17 protein-coding genes, 1 tRNA gene and 1 pseudogene are annotated in these 21,325 nt (G+C 66.4%); 8 read left to right on the forward strand and 11 right to left on the reverse strand.

The window, feature by feature from the left end:
* Positions 1-108 precede the first annotated feature (108 nt).
* The gene (locus L2D00_09570) at positions 109-1,863 is read left to right on the forward strand and encodes a DUF885 domain-containing protein (protein WBQ12092.1); all 1,755 of its coding nucleotides are present in this window, start codon (positions 109-111) and stop codon (positions 1,861-1,863) included.
* 16 nt (positions 1,864-1,879) lie between these two features.
* On the opposite strand, the gene L2D00_09575 is transcribed toward L2D00_09570, so the two are convergent.
* Positions 1,880-3,073 (reverse strand): NAD-dependent epimerase/dehydratase family protein, encoded by a 1,194-nt coding sequence (locus tag L2D00_09575; GenBank protein WBQ12093.1) that lies wholly within the window; start codon positions 3,071-3,073, stop codon positions 1,880-1,882.
* A 203-nt stretch (positions 3,074-3,276) separates the two neighbouring features.
* Here L2D00_09575 and gap point away from each other — a divergent pair, with 203 nt between their 5' ends.
* From gap to L2D00_09590, 3 genes are all read left to right on the forward strand, one after another.
* Positions 3,277-4,287: a type I glyceraldehyde-3-phosphate dehydrogenase gene (gap, locus tag L2D00_09580; protein ID WBQ12094.1), complete on the forward strand. Its 1,011-nt coding sequence runs from the start codon at positions 3,277-3,279 to the stop codon at positions 4,285-4,287.
* 34 nt (positions 4,288-4,321) lie between these two features.
* Positions 4,322-5,509, forward strand: coding sequence for a phosphoglycerate kinase (locus L2D00_09585; GenBank protein WBQ12095.1), 1,188 nt, complete (start codon positions 4,322-4,324; stop codon positions 5,507-5,509).
* Positions 5,510-5,585: 76 nt separating this feature from the next.
* A complete protein-coding gene (locus tag L2D00_09590) occupies positions 5,586-6,617 on the forward strand; it encodes a fructose-bisphosphate aldolase class I (protein ID WBQ12096.1) in 1,032 nt (343 codons plus the stop codon).
* Positions 6,618-6,828: 211 nt separating this feature from the next.
* Here L2D00_09590 and L2D00_09595 read toward each other — a convergent pair whose 3' ends face one another.
* From L2D00_09595 to L2D00_09605, 3 genes and pseudogenes are all read right to left on the reverse strand, one after another.
* Complete coding sequence (locus L2D00_09595) at positions 6,829-9,783, reverse strand: insulinase family protein (protein WBQ12097.1); 2,955 nt, start codon at positions 9,781-9,783, stop codon at positions 6,829-6,831.
* An 87-nt stretch (positions 9,784-9,870) separates the two neighbouring features.
* Entirely contained in the window at positions 9,871-10,866 is a 996-nt protein-coding gene (locus L2D00_09600) for an ATP-binding cassette domain-containing protein (protein WBQ14503.1), read from the reverse strand.
* Positions 10,867-10,938: 72 nt separating this feature from the next.
* Positions 10,939-11,673 (reverse strand): annotated as a pseudogene (locus L2D00_09605) (ABC transporter ATP-binding protein).
* A gap of 210 nt (positions 11,674-11,883) precedes the next feature.
* Here L2D00_09605 and L2D00_09610 point away from each other — a divergent pair.
* Positions 11,884-12,843 (forward strand): ATP-binding protein, encoded by a 960-nt coding sequence (locus L2D00_09610; protein ID WBQ12098.1) that lies wholly within the window; start codon positions 11,884-11,886, stop codon positions 12,841-12,843.
* On the opposite strand, the gene L2D00_09615 is transcribed toward L2D00_09610, so the two are convergent.
* From L2D00_09615 to L2D00_09630, 4 genes are read right to left on the reverse strand one after another with little or no spacing between them, the layout of a single operon-like run.
* Positions 12,840-13,598, reverse strand: coding sequence for an SDR family NAD(P)-dependent oxidoreductase (locus tag L2D00_09615; protein WBQ12099.1), 759 nt, complete (start codon positions 13,596-13,598; stop codon positions 12,840-12,842). The genes L2D00_09610 and L2D00_09615 overlap by 4 nt on opposite strands.
* A gap of 39 nt (positions 13,599-13,637) precedes the next feature.
* Positions 13,638-14,054: a response regulator gene (locus L2D00_09620; GenBank protein ID WBQ12100.1), complete on the reverse strand. Its 417-nt coding sequence runs from the start codon at positions 14,052-14,054 to the stop codon at positions 13,638-13,640.
* Between the two features lie 54 nt (positions 14,055-14,108).
* On the reverse strand, positions 14,109-15,050 hold the full coding sequence (gene folD, locus L2D00_09625) for a bifunctional methylenetetrahydrofolate dehydrogenase/methenyltetrahydrofolate cyclohydrolase FolD (GenBank protein ID WBQ12101.1): 942 nt from the start codon (positions 15,048-15,050) through the stop codon (positions 14,109-14,111).
* A 46-nt stretch (positions 15,051-15,096) separates the two neighbouring features.
* Entirely contained in the window at positions 15,097-15,402 is a 306-nt protein-coding gene (locus L2D00_09630; protein ID WBQ12102.1) for a YggT family protein, read from the reverse strand.
* Between the two features lie 139 nt (positions 15,403-15,541).
* On the opposite strand from L2D00_09630, the gene L2D00_09635 reads away from it, so the two are divergent.
* Both L2D00_09635 and L2D00_09640 read left to right on the forward strand, forming a co-directional pair.
* Positions 15,542-15,617, forward strand: a tRNA-Ala gene (locus L2D00_09635).
* A 277-nt stretch (positions 15,618-15,894) separates the two neighbouring features.
* On the forward strand, positions 15,895-16,332 hold the full coding sequence (locus L2D00_09640) for a hypothetical protein (GenBank protein ID WBQ12103.1): 438 nt from the start codon (positions 15,895-15,897) through the stop codon (positions 16,330-16,332).
* A 22-nt stretch (positions 16,333-16,354) separates the two neighbouring features.
* On the opposite strand, the gene L2D00_09645 is transcribed toward L2D00_09640, so the two are convergent.
* Entirely contained in the window at positions 16,355-16,636 is a 282-nt protein-coding gene (locus tag L2D00_09645; GenBank protein WBQ12104.1) for a 4a-hydroxytetrahydrobiopterin dehydratase, read from the reverse strand.
* 143 nt (positions 16,637-16,779) lie between these two features.
* Between L2D00_09645 and L2D00_09650 the strand changes: the two genes are divergently transcribed.
* The gene (locus L2D00_09650) at positions 16,780-17,052 is read left to right on the forward strand and encodes a hypothetical protein (protein WBQ12105.1); all 273 of its coding nucleotides are present in this window, start codon (positions 16,780-16,782) and stop codon (positions 17,050-17,052) included.
* A 7-nt stretch (positions 17,053-17,059) separates the two neighbouring features.
* Here L2D00_09650 and L2D00_09655 read toward each other — a convergent pair whose 3' ends face one another.
* The gene (locus L2D00_09655; GenBank protein ID WBQ12106.1) at positions 17,060-19,894 is read right to left on the reverse strand and encodes a phosphoenolpyruvate carboxylase; all 2,835 of its coding nucleotides are present in this window, start codon (positions 19,892-19,894) and stop codon (positions 17,060-17,062) included.
* A 101-nt stretch (positions 19,895-19,995) separates the two neighbouring features.
* Entirely contained in the window at positions 19,996-21,321 is a 1,326-nt protein-coding gene (locus tag L2D00_09660) for a bifunctional folylpolyglutamate synthase/dihydrofolate synthase (protein ID WBQ12107.1), read from the reverse strand.
* Between the last annotated feature and the right edge of the window lie 4 nt (positions 21,322-21,325).

A 21,325-nucleotide genomic window follows, 5' to 3' on the forward strand; every position in this document is an offset into this window, starting at 1 on the left:
CTCAACGGGTTTCGGCGCCCCGGCTCTTGAGCCGGGGGCCGGGCTCGGGTCTGATGACGGCGCACAGACCGGGCCTGCTTTCGGCCCGCACGCTTCGGAGACGCCGCCATGATCCGCATTGCCGCCCTCGCGCTTGCACTCGCCTTCGCGCCCGCTTCCGCCGTCCATGCACAGGGCAGTGAAGCAGACGCCTTCACCACCCTGATCGCCGACTACGAAGCCTTCCTGGAAGAGCGGGATATCATGACCCGCGGCCGGCGCGGCGATCTGGACGCGGCCTCGCGCTGGCCCGATGCCAGCTTTGAAGCGGTGGAAGCCTGGGATGAGGCCATGGCTGGCTTCCATGCCCGGCTGGAAGACATTGATCCTGCCACGCTGACCGGAACCGATGTGGCAAGCCATGCCGTGCTCGCCTACACGCTGCGCACGGCCACCGAGCTGCCGCGTGCCCAGAGCGCCATGACCCCCTTCACCAATGATAGCGGATTTCATACCTCCCCCGATTTCGCCGCCATGAGCGCGCGGGCCCGCACCGTGGAAGAGGCGGAAGCCTGGATCGCGCGCATCCGCGCCCTGCCCGGCTATTTCGCCCAGCACCGGGGCTGGCTGGAGCGGGGGCTGGAGACCGGCTTCACCCAGCCGCGCGCCATTCTGGACGGCGTGGCCGACCAGATCGAGGCGCAGATCGTGGCTGCCGCCGACAGCACGCTTCTGATGCCCATCGACGCCCTGCCCGAAAGCCTGCCCGAGGCCGAGCGCACGCGCCTGCGCGCCGAGGCGCTGGACGCCATCGAGACCGCTGCCCTGCCCGCCCTGCGCCGGCTGCACGAGTTTTTCGTGGCCACCTACATCCCCAACGCCCGCGAGACCCTGGGGGCGCGCGACCTGCCGGGCGGCGAAGACTTCTATCCGGCCCTGGTGCGCCAGCACACGACGCTGGATCTGACCCCGGAAGAGATTCACCAGACGGGCCTACAGGAAGTCGCGCGCATCCGCGCCGAGATGGAAGAGGTCATCGCGCAAACCGGGTTTGCGGGCTCCTTCGCCGAATTCCTCGATTTCCTGCGTACCGACCCGCAATTTTACGCTGACAGCGAGATGGCGCTGATGATGCGCGCGGCCTGGCTGTCCAAGCTGGCCGACGACCAGATGCCCGCCTTCTTCAATCGCCTGCCGCGCCTGTCCTATGGCGTGCGGCCCGTGCCCGCCGCCCTGGCACCCAACTACACCACGGGCCGGTACTGGGCGGGCGACGCGGAAACCGGACGCGCCGGCGGCTATATGGTCAACACCTACCGCCTCGATCAGAGGCCGCTTTACGAGCTGCCCTCCCTGACCCTGCACGAGGCCGTGCCCGGCCATCACCACCAGATCGCCCTGGCCCAGGAAATCGAAGGCCTGCCCGAGTTTCGCCGCCGCAGCTATATCACAGCGTTTGGCGAGGGCTGGGGTCTCTACGCCGAATATCTCGGCCTCGACATGGGCTTCTATCAGGACCCGTATGAGAATTTCGGGCGCCTGACGTTCGAGATGTGGCGCGCCTGCCGGCTGGTGGTCGACACCGGGATTCACTGGTTCGGCTGGACCCGCGAGCAGGCCGAGGCGTGCTTCCTCGACAACTCGGCGCTGGCGCCGCTGAACATCACCAATGAGGTGTCGCGCTATATCTCCTGGCCCGGTCAGGCGCTGGCCTACAAGACCGGCGAGATCCTGATCCGCCGGCTGCGGGCGCAGGGAGAAACCGAGCTGGGCGAGGATTTTGATCTCGCCGCCTTCCATGACGCCCTGCTGGAAGAGGGCGCGGTGCCGCTGGATTATCTGGAAGCGCGGATGGAGGCGTGGCTCGAAGAGCAGGCTCAGTAGCCCCCAAAGCGCTCTCCTACTCCGCCGCGCTCTCCTGCGCCGCTTCCCGGTCGCGGTTCCAGTAGGACACGCATTTGACCTTGGAGCGGTCGCACCGGCCGGCGTATTTGCGGGCGATATCCGTGACCTCCTCCAGGAGGCCATCGGCCAGCGTGATGGGATTGAGGCCCAGCGCCAGGAAGGCCGCGTTCTCCACATGGAGGTCGTTGGCGTCCGCCTCATTACGCGGATTGGGCAGGAAGGCGACGTCCGCGCCGGTGAGCTTGGCGATCAGGCCGGCCAGATCGCTGACCCGGTGGGTCTCGGTCATCTGGTTCATGATGCGCACGCGCTCGCCGGTCTGGGGCGGGTTCTCCACCGCCAGCTGGATGCAGCGCACCGTGTCCTGGATATGGATGAAGGCGCGCGTCTGCCCGCCCGTGCCGTGCACGGTGAGCGGAAAGCCGATGGCGGCCTGCATCAGGAAGCGGTTGAGCACCGTGCCGTAATCGCCGTCATAGTCGAACCGGTTGATCAGGCGCTCGTCCTTGCGGGTGTCTTCAGTCTGGGTGCCCCAGACAATGCCCTGGTGCAGATCGGTGATCTTGAGCTTGTCGTTCTTGTTATAGAACTGGAAGAACAGCGCATCCTGGGTCTTGGTCATGTGATAGATCGAACCCGGATTGGCCGGATACAGGATTTCTGTGTCCACCAGGCCCTGGGGCGTATCCACCTTCACCTTGAGATAGCCTTCGGGGATTTTCATCCCCGCCGTGCCATAGCCATAGACGCCCATCGTGCCCAGATGCACCAGATGGATGTCCAGCCCCGTTTCCACAATGGCGGCCAGTACGTCATTGGTGGCGTTGAGATTATTATCGACCGTGTAGCGCTTGTGACGCGCCGATTTCATGGAGTAGGGCGCAGCGCGCTGCTCGGCGAAATGCACGACCGCATCGGGGCGCTCGGCCAGCAGGAGATTGACCAGCTCCTGATAATCCTTGCCCACGGTGAAGTCGTGGAAACCGATGGTGCGGCCCGACACCTCTTTCCAGGCGGCCAGGCGCACGCTCATGGGCGCGATGGGGGTAAGGGAGTCCACCTCCAGCTCCACATCGATCTTGCGGCGCGACAGGTTGTCGACAATCACCACATCATGGCCGCGCGCCGACAGGTGCAGCGCTGAAGGCCAGCCACAAAACCCGTCTCCACCCAGAACCAGAACCTTCATCACGCCCCTCATTCACAAACGTAGCTGTTTACATGTCCTTAGTATTCGCAGGCGGCGCGCACAGAGGCAAGCCACTGCGTCCAGCGGTGCCCGGTGCGTATGGACGCACGCGCATGAAGCGTCTAAACCCCCGCGCGACAGTCACCGGCGTCGAAGGCCCGGACCGGGTCGACGCCGATCACCGCATCTCAGGAGCGAGCATCATGGCCCTTCGCGTGGCGATCACCGGGTTTGGACGCATTGGACGCCTGGCGCTGCGCGCCGTGCTGGAACAGCAGCGCCACAATGAGGTTCAGGTGGTGGCGATCAACGATTCCTCCACGCCGCAGACCAATGCCCACCTCCTCAAATATGACAGCGTCCACGGCCGCTATCCCGGCGAGATCACGGTGGGCGAGGACTGGATCGATGCCGGTTTCGGACGCATCGCCAAGGTGTCCAGCCGCGATCCGTCCAAACTGCCCTGGGCTGATCTGGGGATCGACATCGTTCTGGAATGCACCGGCGCGTTCAATTCCAAAGAGGGCTCGATGGCGCACATTCATTCCGGTGCCAAACGCGTGCTGTGCTCGGCCCCGGCCAAGAATGCCGACAAGACCATCGTCTATGGCGTCAATCACGACGCGCTGACCGCGGACGACATCATCGTGTCCAACGCTTCGTGCACCACCAATGGCCTGGCACCGGTGGCCAAGACGCTCAATGACGCCATCGGCATTGCGCGCGGCCACATGACGACGATCCATGCCTATACCGGCGACCAGCCGACGCTGGACCGGAACCACAAGGATCTGCACCGCGCCCGCGCGGCCGCCCTGTCCATGGTGCCCACCACCACCGGCGCCGCCAAAGCCGTCGGCGAGGTGCTGCCGGAGCTGAAAGGCAAGCTCGACGGTTCGGCGATCCGGGTGCCCACGCCGAACGTGTCGGTGATCGATCTGGTGTTCACCCCGGGACGCGCCACCTCCATCGACGAGGTCAACGCCGCGATCCGCGCCGCCGCTGACGGGCCGATGAAGGGCGTGTTGGGCTATGATGACCTGCCGCTGGTCTCCATCGACTACAACCATGACCCGCGCTCCTCGGTGGTGGCGCTGGACAAGACCAATGTCATCGACGGCCAGTTGGTGCGGGTGATGACCTGGTATGACAATGAATGGGGCTTTGCCTGCCGCATGATCGACACGACGGTGGCGATGGGGCGGCTGCTATAGGCTGCGTCCGGGCCGGGCCAAACAAGGAGCCGTCATGATCCGCCGCATTGAAGATGCCGATATCGCCGGAAAGCGCGTGCTTGTGCGCGTGGATTTCAATGTGCCCATGGAGGGCATGCGCGTCGCCGACGATACCCGCCTGCGCGCCGCCCTGGCGACCATCCATCATCTGCGTGATGGCGGGGCGAAGGTGATCCTGGCCGCCCATTTCGACCGTCCGCGCGGCCGGCGCGTACCCTCCATGTCGCTGGCACCGGTGGCCTCGGCGCTGGAAGATCTGCTCGGCACGCCGGTGAAATTCGTCTCTGATTGCATCGGCCCCGACGCCGAAGGCGCTGCGGGCCTGCTGAAACCCGGCGGCGTGCTGCTGCTGGAGAACACGCGCTTCCATGCGGGCGAAGAGGCGAACGATCCCGACTTCGCCGCAGATCTGGCCCGTCTGGCGGACATTTATGTCAACGACGCCTTCTCCGCCGCGCACCGCGCCCATGCCTCCACCGTGGGCGTGGCGCGCCTGTTGCCCAGCTATGCCGGCCTCGCCTTGCAGCGGGAAATCAACCATGTGACGGCGGCTCTGGACGCGCCCCAGCGTCCGCTGCTGGCGATCGTGGGCGGCGCGAAAGTCTCCACCAAAATTGATCTTCTCAAGAACCTCACAGCGAAGGTGGACCGGCTGTTCATCGGCGGGGCCATGGCCAATACGTTTCTGGCCGCACGCGGCCACTCGGTCGGGTCGAGCCTGTATGAGCGCGAGCTGCTTGAAACCGCGCGGGCCATCGAAGAGGCCGCAGGACAGGCGGGCTGCACGCTGATGCTGCCGGTCGACGTGGTGGTGGCGCGCGAGTTCAAAGCCCATGCCGACCGGCGTGTGGCGGGGCTGGAGGATGTCCAGGGCCCGGAAATGATCCTCGATTGCGGGCCGGAGACCATTGACCGTCTGGCCGACGCCATCGAGACGGCGCGCACCCTGGTGTGGAACGGCCCGCTGGGCGCGTTCGAAACGCCGCCCTTTGACACCGGCACGGTCGAGGCGGCGCAATTTGCTGCGCTGCGTTGCCGCGAGCACGGGCTGACGGCGGTGGCGGGCGGCGGCGATACAGTGTCAGCGCTCAACCGGGCCGGCGCGGCGGATGATTTCACCTTCGTCTCGACGGCGGGCGGGGCCTTCCTGGAATGGCTGGAGGGCAAGACCTTGCCCGGAATCGCGGTTCTTGAAGGCTGACATCTTGACCCTGCGCGCGGGCGGGGACACACAGGCGGCGGGCAGTGCTCACCACAATCGCAAAGGGACAGGCGCCATGGATCTCGACCAGCTCAACGAAACCGCCATCGCCTTGACGGCGCCGGGCAAGGGCATTCTGGCGGCGGACGAGTCCACCTCCACCATCAAGAAGCGCTTTGACACGATCGGGCTGACCTCGACAGCCGACAGCCGCCGCGACTGGCGCGAGATGCTGTTCCGTACGCGGCCCGCCATGACCGAGTATGTGTCGGGTGTGATCCTGTTTGACGAGACCCTGCGCCAGTTCGCCGCCGACGGCACACCGCTTGCCAAGCTCATCACCGATGCCGGCTCGATCCCGGGCATCAAGGTGGATGCCGGCGCCAAGCCGCTGGCCGGCTCGCCGGGTGAGACCGTGACTGAAGGCCTCGACGGTCTGCGCGGGCGGCTGGAGGAGTATTACCAGCTCGGCGCCCGCTTTGCGAAATGGCGCGCGGTGATCGATCTGGGCCGCGGCGGGGATGAGTCCATCCCCTCGCAATACTGCATCAACGTCAACATGCACGCGCTCGCGCGCTATGCCGCCCTGTGCCAGGAAGCCAATATCGTCCCCATCGTGGAGCCCGAGGTTCTGATGGACGGTGATCACACAATCGAGCGCTGCTACGAGGTGACCGAGTTCGCCCTGCGCCGGCTCTATTCGGAGCTTTTTGACCAGGGCGTGGTGCTGGAAGGCACCGTCCTCAAGCCAAACATGGTCATTGCCGGTGCCAAATGCCCAGATCAGGCGAGCCGCGAGGAAGTCGCGGAAATGACGGTGCAGTGCCTGATCAACACCGTCCCGGCCGCCGTTCCGGGCATCGCCTTCCTGTCGGGCGGCCAGTCGGACGAGGACGCCACTGCGCATCTGTCGATGATGAATGAAGGCTTCGACCTGCCCTGGCCGCTGACATTCTCGTATGGCCGCGCCCTGCAGGCCGCGCCGCTGAAAGCCTGGGGCGGCTCAAATGTCGAAGCCGGCCAGCGCGCCTTCAACCACCGCGCCCGCATGAACTCCCTGGCGGCGCTGGGCGAGTGGTCCGAAGACCTCGAGCGCGACGCGGCGTAAGGGGACGGGACGCGCTGACTCACCCGATGCTGCTTTCCCGGACGGCGTAGCCGATCCGGGACCCAGCCCGTGCACTGTCCGCCTGCCAGCCGCTCACAGGCTTTTGTGGATGGATCCCGGCTCTCCCTGCGGTCGGCCGGGAAAGCAGTTTCGGTTGGTTCGGACCACGCCCCAGCCTCCGCTCAACGGCAGGGACTCGCCGGGCCCAGGATTACCCGCCGTCATCCTCTTCCGGCGCGTCCAGACCCGCAGGCACTGTTGCCACGATCTGCGGCAGGATGGTCAGGCGGAAGGCGCGGGCCGGGTCCAGGCTTTCGCGCGCGAGCGTGACAATCTCCTCAACGCTGACGTCGCGATAGTCCGCCTCGGCGGTACGCAGATTGTCCAGCCTGCGGGGATCTGTCTGGGAGCGGGCCAACGCGTTGATCCAGAACGGATTGCGCTCGCGCTGTTCGCGCAGACGCTCAAGCACGGGCTGGCGGGCGCGCTGCAGCTCGTCCTCGCTGATCTCGCCGGACGTCATCACGCCCGCGATTTCGTCGACAATCTCGTACATGCGCTCGATATCGGCTACCGCCACATCCAGACCCACCCAGAGAAAGCCGAAATCGGGATAGACCGTGGAGGGCTGACCCTGAACGATGGGCGAATAGGTTGCGCCCTCGCGCTCGCGGAAGCGCTCGGTGGCCTTGAGCGAGAACACCTCTGCCATCAGATCCAGCGCCCGGCCCCTGCGGCGGTCGAACCCGTCGCCGATGGGGAAATAGACATTGGCCATGCCCTGATAGTCCTGGCCGTCGAAATACAGCACCTCGGGCTCCGGTGCCGGATCAGGGAAGCGCAGCTGCCGGTTAGCGTCATAATCCGGCCAGTCCGCCGAGCGCTCCGGCAGGGCACCGAAAGTCGCGGCGGCCACCTCGACGGCCCGGTCCACCGTGATGTCGCCCACAATGGTGATTTCTATGGGTGCCTCGGCCAGCGCCGGCGCCAGCAATTCACGGGCGTGATCCATGGTGAAGTTGGCGATCTCTTCAGCGGTGGGGAAACCCCAGCGCGCGTCACCGCTGCGCAGAAGCCGCCCGCCCCGATTAACCGCCACCTGAACCGCTTGCGCGTTCTGGCCGCGGCGCACTTCCTCGGCAATGGTGCGGAACTGACTGAGCCCGTCCTCACGCCAGCCCGGGGCCGTCATGAAGGCTGCCAGCACCTGCATTTGCAGCTCGAAATCGGACGGTGTGGTGGCGTTGGAGAAGAAAAAGCTCTCCGACCCCACGCCCAGCCCGTACCCCACTGAACGCCCGGCCAGCAGGCGCTGGAGATCGTCGCGGTCATGGGCTTCCAGACCGCCGCCGCCGAAAGCCGCGCCCAGGATGGAGCCGGCCGCCGGTACCGGCTGGTCGGTCATGTCCCCGGCGCCAAAGTCGGCGCGCACGCGGACCACGCGCGATTCAAAGTCGGTGGGCTTCACATTGAGGCGCACACCGTTGGCGAAGGTGATCCGGGTCACGCCGAACTCGTCGAGCGTTTCGCTTGATATCACCTCGCCGGCCGGCCCGAACTCGGTGTAGGCGAAGGCGTCCGAGCCGCTCTCGGCAGGCGGATCGACCCGCTCGGCTGTGGAGGCAAGCCAGGCCTCGCGCACGGCAGCCTCGCCCTCGGCCAGATCTTGATTGAGCGCCACCATCACATGAGGCGGGGCGGCCTGCCACGCCTCGCGGAACGCCGCCTCGACGCGTGCCAGCGTGATCTCGCTTTCGAGCGCGTCAAACCAGTCGCGGGCAAATTCGGGATGATTGAACACCGATCCGCGCAGCCAGCTGGACCAGATGGAATCGGCCAGGCTGGTGGTCTGGCGCGTCGTGGCCTGATCGGCTGCGTTGCGCACACCGGTGCGCATATTCGCCAGTTGCTCGTCCAGCTCGCTGCGGGTGAAGCCATGCTCCAGCGCCCGGCGCAGCTCCTGCTCGACCATGGCCACGCCTTCGCGCCAGCGGTCCGGCGAGGACACGGCGAACACGCCCGCGCGCGTCGCGATATCAAATTCGCTGACATAGGACAGGCTGGCCTGAACCAGCGGGGAATCGCCGCGGTTGATGCGCGCCTGGAGGCGGCGCTGCACAATGGACTGACCCAGCTGGCGCAGGACGGCCTGCTCGCGTCCCGCCCGGGTATCCAGTGGGCCCGGGCCGGGCTCGATCACGTCCGCGGTGATCAGGGTAAACACGCCGGGATCATGGAAGAACGCAAAGCGCGGCGCGCCAGCGCGCGTGACGGTTCCGGCCACCGGATCGGGGCCGGCTTCGCCCGGCTGGGTCCAGCTGGCGAAGCTCTCCACCCGCTCCACCTCCAGACCCGGCACACTGATGTCGAACCCGTCGCGGATCATGGCCGCCACGTCATCGGCATCGAAATCACCCGTAACCACGAGCAGCGCGCGCTCGGGCCGGTAATAGGACTCGTAATAGCGCACGAAAGCATCGCGTGTGGCGGTCTCGATAACTTCGGTGGTCCCGATAGGATCGCGCTGCGGGATCATCGAGCCGGGGTAGAGGAAGTCGTAATACTGGCTCAGAAAACGGCTGACGGGCGTGTTGCGGAAACGCTCCTCGCCCAGGATGACGCCGCGCTCGGACTCAATCTCGGCGTCAACCATGGTCAGTTCCGAGGCGGTTTCGCGCATCAGAAACAGGGCGATCTTGATCAGTTCCTCGCTCGCCTGCGGCAGGTTCAGCTGATAGCCGACCACTTCATGGCCGGTGAAGGCGTTGGTGTCCGGCCCGAAGGCGAGGCCATAGCGTTCAAGCAGGCGCACCATTTCGTTGCGCGGCACATGGGTCGAACCCTTGAAGGCCATATGTTCGATGAAATGGGCCAGTCCGCGCTGATCGTCCGCCTCGGCCAGCGAACCGACATTGAGCACCAGACGGACCGCCGCCGTGTTCGAGGGCGTGGCGTTGGGCATGATCGCGTAGCGCATCCCGTTTTCGAGCACGCCGTAGCGCACGCCGGGATCTGCCGGAATATCGCTGACTTCATGGGCGAAATCAGCCGCCTCGAACGCAGTGCGCAAGTCGGGTTCCGGATCGCCCGGCCGGTCGCAGCCTGCAAGAGCCAATACACCCAGCGCGGCAGCCAGTGCCAGCGCATTGCGCCATGTCATCATCATCTGCAGCCTCTCACAGCCCGCCCCGTCCCGGTACAAAGGATAGGCGTCCGCCCGCGGACAGCAAATGAAATTGCTGACACACGCCGGTCAGGCCGGTTCAATCTCGGCGAGTGTCTCGATGGGATCGTGCTCGGCGACCCAATGACCGGGTGCCACTTCGATCAGCCGGGGCCGGTATTGCTCGGCGTCCGGATCGTCGATCAGCTTTGATTTCAGGAAGCGCAGCTGGGCGCGGCTGTCGAGCGGGCTGGGCAGATCGCCGGACAGTTTCAGACGCTTGCGGGACTTTTCGATCGCCGGATCGGGGATGGGTGCGGCGCTGATCAGGGCGCGCGTATAGGGGTGGCGCGCATCGGAATAGATCGTATCGCGGTCGGCCAGTTCCACCACCCGGCCCAGATACAGCACCATGACCCGGTGGGAGACTTCGCGCACCACCGACAGGTCGTGTGAAATGAACAGCATGGACAGTCCGAAATCGGCCTGCAGACCGACCAGAAGCTCGATGATCTGGGCCTGGATCGAGACGTCCAGCGCGCTGACCGCCTCGTCACAGATCACCAGCTTGGGCTCCAGGATCATCGCCCGGGCAATGCCCACGCGCTGGTTCTGGCCGCCGGACAATTCATGGGGATAGCGGTTGATCATATCGGGATCGAGCCCGACCCGCTCCATCATGGCGCGCACTTCGGTTTCGCGCTCGCGCGCGCTCATGAAGCGGCGATAGGTCAGCATGGGCTCAGCGATGGAAGCGCCAATGGTCATGCGCGGGTTGAGCGAGGCCATCGGGTCCTGGAAGACGATCTGCAAATCCTCGCGCGCGGCGCGCATATCCTTGCGGTTCAGCGCCAGCAGATCCTTGCCGATCCAGCTCACCGCGCCGGCCTTTGACGGTACCAGGCGCAGCACGGCGCGGGCCAGCGTGGACTTGCCACACCCCGACTCGCCCACAATCCCGAGCGTCTCGCCGGGCAGCAGCGCAAAGCTCAGCCCGTCCACCGCCTTCAGCGGCTTGGTCTTGGGAAACAGGCCGCCGCCGACCTTGACCGGGAATTGAACTTTCAGATCCACCGCCTCGAGCATGGGCGTATCGGTGGCTTCGCCCTTGCGCGGGGCCGCCCCGGTCAGCTTGCCCGGCTGATCCAGGCGGGGCATCGCGTCCAGCAGCATGCGGGTATAGGCGTGGCGCGGCGCGCTGAAGATGTCGTGCACATCGCCGGTTTCGACATAGGCGCCATCCTTCATCACCTGGACCCGGTCGGCCATGCGCGCCACCACACCCATGTCGTGGGTGATCAGCGCAATGGCGGCGCCGGTCTCCGCCTTCAGGTCATCCATGATGTCGAGCACCTGGGCCTGGACGGTCACGTCCAGCGCCGTGGTCGGTTCGTCGGCGATCAGCAGGTCCGGCTCGCACAGCATGGCCATGGCGATCATGACACGCTGGCGCATGCCGCCTGACAGCTCGTGGGGAAACTGGCGCAGCCGCCGGCGCGCTTCGGGGATGCGCACGCGCTCCAGCCAGTCCACGCAGCGCTTTTCGGCCTCTTCGCCACGCAGTTTCAGATGGACGTCGAGAACCTCTTTCAGCTGGTCGCCGACGCGCATGTGCGGGGTCAGCGATGTCAGCGGGTCCTGGAAGATCATGGTCATCTTCCGTCCGCGTACCCGGTTCAGCTTGTGGGGCGCGAGATTGAGGATTTCCTCGCCGGCGTAGCGGATCGAGCCCGACGCCTTGCCATTCGACGCCAACAGCCCCATCGCCGCCAGAAAGGTCTGGCTCTTGCCCGACCCGGACTCGCCCACAACGGCGAGGCATTCGCCCCGGGCTATCTCCAGGCTCACGCCGCGCACGGCGTTCACGGCACCGTCGGGCGTATCAAAGGTCACATGAAGGTCGGACACCTGGAAGATGGGCGCAGTCGTCTGGGTCAAGGCAAAAAATCCTGGAAAGGCCAGCGGGACACTCTGTGCGCAGCATACCGTCTCGCAGGATCATGGCCAGCGCGCGCGGCACCGATGATCCAGGCAGGAGACAGCACCGCGCACACTGACAGTATACTCGCCGCCTGTCCGATTCGCTGACCCCGTTGATGCCCCATGCCCGATACAGCCGCTGACCCCCATTTTTCCGGCTTGACCTGGCGGGCAGTGCTTGACGCCCTGCCTGATCCGGCTGCCGTGCTCGATGTTGGCGGGTCGATTGCCGCCGTCAATCCCGCCTTCATCGCCGCCTATGGGCCCGGCCCGTGGCCGGGGCGGGGGCTTGGTGACGCGCCTTCAGCCTTCACCCTGTATGCAGGGCCGGATGGTCTGCAGATCGCCCTGGCCGCCTCGCGCGCCGTTGAGCAATACGCCGCCGCGCTGGAGCGCTCCAACCGCGAGCTGGACCGCTTCGCCACGGTTGCCTCCCACGATCTCCAGGAGCCTCTGCGCAAGATTTCCGCTTTCGCCAGCCTGCTGGCGCGGCGCTATGAGGACCAGCTCGACGCAGACGGCCGCCAGAGCCTGGCCTATCTGGTGGACGCCGCCCAGCGCATGCGCCGGCTGATTGATGATTTGCTGGCCTACTCGCGCACATCCAACCGGGACCTCGAATTCGAGCCCGTGGACCTGGGTGCCCTTCTGAAGGCCACGCTGGACGAGCTCAGCCTGATGGTCAGCGAAGCGCAGGCGGAGATCGAGTGCGGCCCGCTGCCCGACGTGCACGCCGATCTCACCCTGATGCGGCTCCTGTTTCAGAATCTCCTGACCAATGCGCTCAAATACCGCAAAGGGACTCACGTGCGCATTGTTGTGCGCGCCGAGCGCGAGGGCGAGGCGTGGCGCATCACCGTGGCCGATGACGGGATCGGCTTTGACCCGCGCTTTTCCGAGAAAGTGTTCGCGCCGTTTCAGCGCCTGCATAATCGCGAAGCCTTCGCCGGTACCGGTATCGGACTGGCCATCTGCCAGCAGGCGGTCGAGCGCCATGGCGGGCGCATATGGGTGGACACAGAGCCCGGCTTCGGCGCGCGCTTTCACTTCACCCTGCCCGACCGGGCGGCCGGCACCGTCTAGGGATCAATCCGCTCGCCGGCCCAATCAAACACCTGTCCGGTGTCTGCCGGGCCGATGGTGTCGATCACGCCCAGCAGTTTTCCGGCAGAGTATTCCGCTGTGAACAGCTTGCCGTCAGGCACATTGCGCTGAAACGGTTTGGACAGGCCGGTATCCACCGTGCCGGGATGCAAGCCGATGCAGGCGGCACCCGGCGCCTTGCGTGCCAGCTCCACTGACAGGGTGCGGATCATCTGGTTCAGTGCGGCCTTGGAGGCCCGGTAGCCGTGCCAGCCGCCCAGCCGATTATCGGTGATCGATCCCACCCGCGCCGAGAGCGCCGCCCAGACGGCCTTGTCCGGCGTGTCACGCGAGCCTCGCGCCAGGCGGTCCAGCGTGTGGCGCGCGACAAGCGAGGGGCCGATCACATTGATGCGCAGCACGTGCGCCAGCCGGTCCGCGTCCAGATCACGCCAGGATTTCTCCGGCTGCAGCTCAGCACCGTCGTGCAAAATGCCCGTGGCTGTAATCACCAGATGCAGCGGACCATCCGCGCTGGCCGCCTCCGCCGCCGCGGCGATGCTGGCCGGCTCATCGAAATCGGCCTGCAGTGCTGTCGCGCCCGTAAGCGCGAGCGGGCGGCGCGACACCGCGAACACGGCCGAACAACGCGGATCAACGGCCAGCGCCCGCACGAATGCTGCGCCCAGCCCGCCGCCAGCACCGAACACCAGTGCGCGGTAGTTCTCAGGAAAAGAAGTCAGGGAAACACTCATGAACCGGTAGCTAGGCTGGCGCGCGCCAAGGTCCAGGCGTCAGATCATCACCGCATCACGGTCGCGCGAGGCGGCTTCCAGCACACGGCTGAGCAATTCGACACTGCGTTTCGAGGCGCGTCCGTCGAAATAGAGGTTCTTGTCCAGCAGGGGGATGTCCGTACCGATCCTCTCGGCGTCAATGCCGACGGACCCGCTGAGCACCAGGATCGGTGCCTCGCCGGCATGCTTTTGCAACAGGCCCACGGTCTCGTTGGGGTCGGTGGAATCAGGCAGGCGAAGATCGGCGATGATCAGATCGTAACCGCGCCGGCGCAGCTTGAAGCTGGCGTCGTGCAATGTACGCACCACCTCGAATTTGAACGCATAGGCCCCGGCATCACGCAGCGCCTGCTGCAGCAACATGGCGTCCGCGAAGTCGTCCTCGACATGCAATACGTTCAGGTCCGGGGACAAGGGTCGCCTCCTTCAACGGTTGCATAGCGATATGCGCACAGGCTTAAGGTTTGGTTAAGGTGCCAGAACCCGGGCTGCCGGCCCGGGCAGGTCCAGGCCTGCGCGGCGGGCGGCAGCGGCTACCGTATTGATCAGCAGCATGGCGATGGTCATCGGCCCGACACCGCCGGGCACGGGCGTGATGAAGCCCGCAACATCCAACGCCGCCTCATAGTCCACATCGCCCGCCAGGCGGCTGGTCCCGTCCGGGCCGTCGACCCGGTTGATGCCGACATCAATCACCGCCGCGCCTGGCTGGATCCAGTCCGCCCCCACCATGCCCGCACGCCCCGCAGCCGCGACCAGAATATCGGCCTGGCGCGCCAGGCCTGGCAGGTCGCGCGTGCGCGAATGAGCCAGCGTCACCGTGCAGTCCGCCTGCAGGAACAACAGCGCGGCCGGTTTGCCCACCAGGATGGAGCGCCCGATCACCACCACATGGCGCCCGGACAGATCACCCAGCGCCCGGCGCGCCAGATAGACGCAGCCTGACGGCGTGCATGGGCGCAGACCCGGCGCTCCCAGCACCAGCGCGCCTGCACTGGCCGCGGTGAGCCCGTCCACATCCTTGGCCGGGTCAATGGCCTGCACCACAGCCGTGGCGTCGAGCCCGTCCGGCAATGGCAGCTGGACCAGAATGCCATCCACCCCTGCATCTGCATTGAGGCGTGCAACCAGCGCCAGCACTTCGTCCTGGCTCACCGACGCGGGGAGGCGATGCTCCAGAGAGGTCATCCCGGCAGCCTCGGTGCGCCTGATCTTGTTGCGCACATAAACCTGGCTGGCCGGGTCCTCGCCCACAAGCACCACAGCCAGGCACGGCTTGCGGCCCAGCCGCTCCGCCAGGGCCAGCGCGCCCTCCCGGGCGGCCGCGTCGACTTCGGCGGCGGTGGCCTTGCCATCGATCAGAACGGCGCGGCGGCCCGACGGGCGCAGGATCGGATCAGCTTCGGTCATGGCGCGCGCTCATGGACCCGCACCACGGCGCACGTCAAGCGCGCCGTCAGCCGAGCAGCGGCCACAACTGACCCATAACCAGCCAGTCGCGGACGAAGAAAATGATCAGCAACAGCACCAACGGAGCGAAATCCATCCCGCCCAGCGTCGGCAGGACACGCCGGATCGGACTAAGCAGCGGGGCAGTGATCGCCTCGGTGACCCGCCCGATTGTGTTGACCAGCGGGTTGCGCGGATTCACGACATTGAACCCGACCAGCCAGGTCAGGATCACGTTCACGAAAATCACAATCACCAGAAGCGTCAGCACCGGGTGGATGAAATAGTAGATCAGCGCCTGTCCGAACGTCATGAAACCTCCTTGCCGGGCGAAACGGCGGCATAATCTCTGCCTTACCCGGCGCGCGCGCGGCCTGCAAGGCGCGCACGGCGCTGGCGGGCGCGCTTGACAACACAGGGGCGTCTCCGTATCCGATCGCGCCTCTGGATACGGGGCCGTAGCTCAGTTGGTAGAGCGCGTCGTTCGCAATGACGAGGTCAGGGGTTCGATTCCCCTCGGCTCCACCAGACCTTCCGTGCAAGATGCGAAGCCATGGATAGCCGGTTGCGCCTGCGCAACGGGATGCGGCGGCCCGCAAGTCACGATCCCGCAATCGGCGCAAGGCGCGCAGCCCGGTCCGGGGTAATGCGTCACGCCCTTTCAGGCCAGCTGCACACGATGTCCGGATGCCGGAGCCGGCCCCGCGTCCCGGGCCCCAGACGCCTGGCGGCAAACCCGCATAAAAAAGCCGCACGCCCCCGCCCGCATACCAATCCTTTACGGGCGTGGCGCCATGATGGCCTCATGATTCCTATTGTCTCATCCCGGTCCGTCATGGCGGCGGCCCTGTGCGCGGCGGCAGCCCTCGCCACTGCGCCCGCTGGCGCGAGCGGGCTGGAAACGCCGTCAGGGCGTCACATCACCACAGCTGCAAGCTATACAGCTCAGGCTCCGGTGCATGTGCCGGTGCGCGACCGCGCACGCACGGTCGGCCAGCTGCAGGTGGCGTTCGGGCTAGACATTCAAGAGCCCGAGGACCGCTCGCTGGTGCAGGCGCGCCAACCCTGGCTGCGCGATGCCTATACCCGCGCCGTGCTCAATTATACAGCGCGCCAGTACGCCTGGCCCGACGTGCCGGACGCCGAGGCGATCGCGGCGTTGCTGCAAAGCGAGACCGACCGTCTCATCGGTCCTGGCCGCGCACGCGTCCTGCTCGACACGGTGATGATCCATTCGGGCTGACCGGCGGCATCCCTGAAGGCTGTCAGCGCGCCGCCGTCTCGATGTATTCGGCCAGTTCCCTGTCCAGCGCCGTGACGCCATCGGCATCGTGGGTCGAAAGGGTAATGTCCACCGTGTTGTAGACATTGAACCATTCAGGATGGTGGTTCATCTGTTCAGCCTTCAGGGCGACGCGCGCCATGAAGCCGAAGGCGGTCTTGAAATCGTCAAAGCGGAACACCTTGCGCACCGCGTCGCGCCCCTCCACCGCCTGCCAGCCGTCGAGCGCCTTTGCCAGCGCCGCCGCTCCGATCCGTTCCGCCATATTGCGCACTCCTCTTGATTGATGAATCGCGGGCAAACTGAACCGCCCGGCCTGCACGGGCAAGTCGCGCCATCTGCGTTTACAGAAAAATGACGCGCCTGTGCCATGGTCCTGCTTCAGATCCCGCAACCAAGGAGGCGGACATGACGCGTTACCTGGTCTCCGACGACAATCCGGCCGGCCTGAAGCTGGAAGACATTCTTCAAGCGCTGCGTGCCGAAGTGCTTGTCCGGTGTACGAAGATTTCTGCCGACACACGCCCCGAGGCACTGCATGTGCTGGCCAATAATGTGAAAGTGCTCGATCACCTCACCGCCGCCATCGAGCTGGCGAGCGATTCCACCGTCACGCTCAATCGCGCCTTCGGACCATCAGAAGCCGCCCATGGCGGCCCGCCACGCATCGGCGTCGCCTGAGCGCACGTCAGCCGAACGCCCGGTAATAATGGCTGATCGCCACGGTGATCTGGCCGATCATCGGATGAAGCTCGGCCAGTGGCTGGACGATCCGCGCCTGGATTTCCGGGTAGCCGCGCCGCGCCGGCTCGTCCGCGCCGGTTTGCTCCTCCACCGCGTCCAGCAATTCCAGACCGGGGCGCGCGGCGGGAAAAATTTCCTCCAGCGCAGTCACAGCCTCGGGAATGCGCAGGGCAAACACCAGATCAATCAGGTCTTCACGCGTCAGATCATGGCGGCGTGAAAACGCCGGCAGACGCGAAATGGTCAGGAAAGCCTGCATGATCAGCGCCTGACGGATGGCGTGCAGCGCCTCCACCGCACGCCGGTCAGGATCGTCACGCCAGGCATGGTCCGACCCGTCGGCGACGCGGTCAAACCGCATCAGATCCGCTGACAGATGATTGCCGAGCCGCGTCAGCGCCGTCTGGCGCGACTGGTCGGACAGGCGGCTGGCCAGCGCCAGGAAGGCGCGCTCGGCGGCTTCCGACCGCGCCGCCGCTGCCCGCCCGGTCCACTCGCTGGCGTCGAACAGGCGCGCATAACCGCGCAGCGCATTAAGACTGGTCAGGGTGCGCGCGCGCGAAATCATGCCGCGCAGTGCCGCCATGCGCGGCGAGCGCTCCAGAAACGCCGCCATGCGCTCAGGCTCCGACCCGATCGCCGCGCCCAGCCCGCCGGACACATTGACCGGTATGCCCAGCTGCTGCAGCGCGGCGTTATGGGGGATGGCGCGCAGCATGGAGAGATCGAGGCTCTGGCCCGGCGCGCCCGGCCGCTTGGCCCGGCGCGAGCCGCTGCGCACCAGCATGTTGGGCGCGAACGCCGTCACGGCCAGGCGGTAGTCAGCATTGTCGAACAGCGATTCCTGCCAGGCTTTCAGCGCCCGGTAGACGTCCCAGGTATAGTCAATCTCGGCATAGAACGGATCACCGCCCAACGCGTCCGGCGCGGCGAGCAGATGGCGGGCAGTCGACATCATCACCGAGCGTGCCAGTTCGGGCCGGGCAAAGTGCAAAAACCCGTCCCCGCCCTGATAGCTGGTCTCGTGAATCACCGGCGCGCCGGCGGCGGCGAACTTGCCGCGCGCCCAGGGCGTCAGCAAATGGTCCAGCCGCTCGTTGAAGCCGCCGGGATGGGCGCCGCGCCCCATGGATTCGCCATGGGTGTTGAACACCACCACCGCCACGCCCTTCACGCCATAGCGCGCCAGAGCGCGGGCGGTAAGGATATGCAGGCGTTCAATGGCCAGCTGGGCACCGCCCTGACCCATGAAACGCCCGGAATCGGAATAGCCCAGCTGAATGGCCAGCCGTCCCCGCCCGGCGATGTAATCGCGATAGACCGGCTCGGCCAGCAGCCGCTCGATCAGCCGTCCGCCGCGCTCCAGCGCGTCAGGCGTCTCGAACAGGGGCGAAATGTCGACATGGTCGGTCACGCCATAGAGGCGCGCCAGATAGAGTGCGCCCATCACCGTGGCCGCGGTCTCGCATTCGGCGATCAGAAAGCGGATCGGCGCATCACAATCCACATGCTTGAGAAGCTGGGCGCACAGCATGAACTGGCGCCGGGCCGTCATCTGTTCGAGAAACACGGACGCAAAACTGACCGTGCGCACCTGCGCTTCGGCCGCCCGCTCGGCAGAGCGGGTCAGGGCCAGACGCCCGAAATCGTCTGAATCATCCTCCAGCCCCAGATCGGCGCGCACGGCGCCACGCAGCTGGGCTGCGTTGATGCGCAGATGGATGTGCGCCGCGCCCAGGCCCGCCGCTTTCATCTCCGCACGCAGAAGGACCAGCCGGGCCGCCACATCATCGTCCGCGTCACCGATGGCACGATCGAGTTCGGCGACGGGCCCGGACAGGCTGGTCAGGCGCTCCGGATAGTTCCCCGTAAGCGCATTGGCGGCGCGCACCACAGCCGAGGGGTCATCCAGATCGGCTTCAAACAGCGCCGCGTGCCCCGCACTCGCCTCGGCGGCTGTGCGCAAGCGCGCGGCGAGCGGTTCAAGCGCCCGCGCCCCTGACGCCTCGATCAGCGCTGCATAGCGCATGAGCTGGCGGGATTTTTCCTGCAGGCGGAAGGCGATGGAGCGGCCCCAGTGAATATCGGTACGGCCATCGAGATCATATCCCACCCAGCTTGCCAGCGAGATGAGGTCGGGATCGAGCGAGCGCCAGCGATCCGGGAAAGCGGCGCGCGCCACGTCCAGCACCAGGGCGTTCAGCGCGGTCAGCGCCTCGCGGGCGGCCGCCACGGCGGCCATCGCCTCGTCATGCTCGTTGATGAGGGTGACGTCCTCATCCGGCCCGTGGACGTGGCCGGTGCCCACCAGCGCCCCGGTCTCGCCGTTGACGGCGGCACCGGCAAGTGCATCGCGCACCGCCCGCGACAGGGCAAACGTCGGGTGAGCCGTGAAGACAACGCCGCCGCGCTTGCGCGTCACCGCAGCGGCGAAGGCGTCAAACCCTTCCCCCGCCAGCGCCTCAAGCTGGCTGCGCACATCCGCTTCGGCAGCACCTGACAACCCGTCGCCATGTAGCACCGACAGGGCACGCGCCCGTGCCGCCAGGCCGTTATCGGCGAAATGCTGGATCAGGGCTTTGAGCCCCTCCACCGACACTGCGCCCCGGCGCAGGCCGGAGAAGAGCTGGGCGGCCAGATCGCCCACCGGATTGACCAGTGGCGCATCCCAGTCCTCGCCCCATCCGCCGGCCAGCGCCTCAAGACAGAAGGCCGCCAGCTGATCCGGTGTGCCGGGCAGGCGGGCGCTCATGGCGCTCTCGGGCTCATTGAGGGGCATGGGTGAACTCCGGCGGGGGCAGGTCCGGACAGTATGCGCGTCAGGCAGGCCCTGTCATCGCCCGCCGCTGCTGCGAGTGCGAAAAAGCCCGGCGCGCCGCCCTAACCCGGTGTCGTCTGGACGCTGTCTCCCGACCCCATGGCCAGCACCTCGCCCGCCAGATAAAGCGAGCCGCAGATGACGATGCGCGGCTGGTCATAGTCCTCCAGCGCGTCATGCACGGCTTCGACGAGGCCGGCGGCGGTCTGGGCGGGCAGGTCTGCCTTCCGGGCAGCCTGCGCGATCGACTGGGCGCTATGGGCCCCCTCGCGCCCGCCGGAGAAGCTCACGGCGATCACCCGGGCGGCCAGGGTGGAAAACCAGCTGAGGAAGCCTTGCGCATCCTTGTTGCGCGACATGGCGCAGATCAGCACCAGCGGGCGTTCGCGCGCCGCCTCCATCTCGCCCAGCGCCGCAGCCAGCGCCTGCGCCGCCGCCGGATTGTGCCCGCCATCAAGCCATAGTTCGGCATGTCCGCCCCGGGCGATGTCAGCCAGCGGTCCGGCCGTCAGGCGTTGCAGGCGGGCCGGCCAGCGGGCATTGGCCACACCCGCGCGCACAGCATCCAGCGCGTAACCGCATACCCGCGCCGCCGCGATGGCGAGCGCCGCATTGGCCATCTGGTGAGCGCCCTTGAGACCCGGCGCGGGCAAATCCCAGAGCAGGTTTTCTTCCTCATAGACCAGACCGCCATGCTCGGGCCGGATAGAGAAATCACGATCCCAGACCTGCAATGGCGCGCCCCGCCGCCGAGCGGCTGCCTCAATGACTTTCAGCGCCGCCTCGCCCTGCGGACCGCATATCACCGGCGCGCCCGGCTTGATGATGCCGGCTTTCTCGCCCGCGATCTGCACAATCGTGTCGCCCAGAAACGCCTGGTGATCGAGGCTCACCGGCGTGATCACCGTGCATTGGGGGTTGGGAACCGTATTGGTTGCATCCAGCCGCCCGCCCAGCCCCGTCTCCAGGATCAGCCGGTCGGCTGGTGTTTCAGAAAACAGCAGGAAGGCGGCGGCGGTGGTGATTTCAAAAAACGTGATGTCCGCCCCGTCATTGGCCGCCTCGCAGCGCGCGAAGGCGTCGCGCAAAGTGTCGTCGCTGACGATCTCTCCGGCCAGCACGATACGCTCATTGAAGCGCACCAGATGAGGCGAGGTGTAGACATGGACCCGCTCGCCCGCCGCTTCCGCGATGGCTTTGAGGAAAGCGGCGGTGGAGCCCTTGCCGTTGGTGCCGGCGATATGGATCACTGGCGGCAGGCGGTGCTGCGGATCGCCCAGCGCCGCCAGCAGGCGTTCTATGCGCCCCAGCGACAGATCGATGGATTTGGGGTGCAGGCGCGCCAGGCGCGCCAGCCCCGCCTCGATGGTTTCGGCGCCCTGGATCATGACG

This window comes from Hyphomonadaceae bacterium BL14 (genome assembly GCA_027627705.1).
Taxonomy (GTDB): domain Bacteria; phylum Pseudomonadota; class Alphaproteobacteria; order Caulobacterales; family Maricaulaceae; genus Oceanicaulis.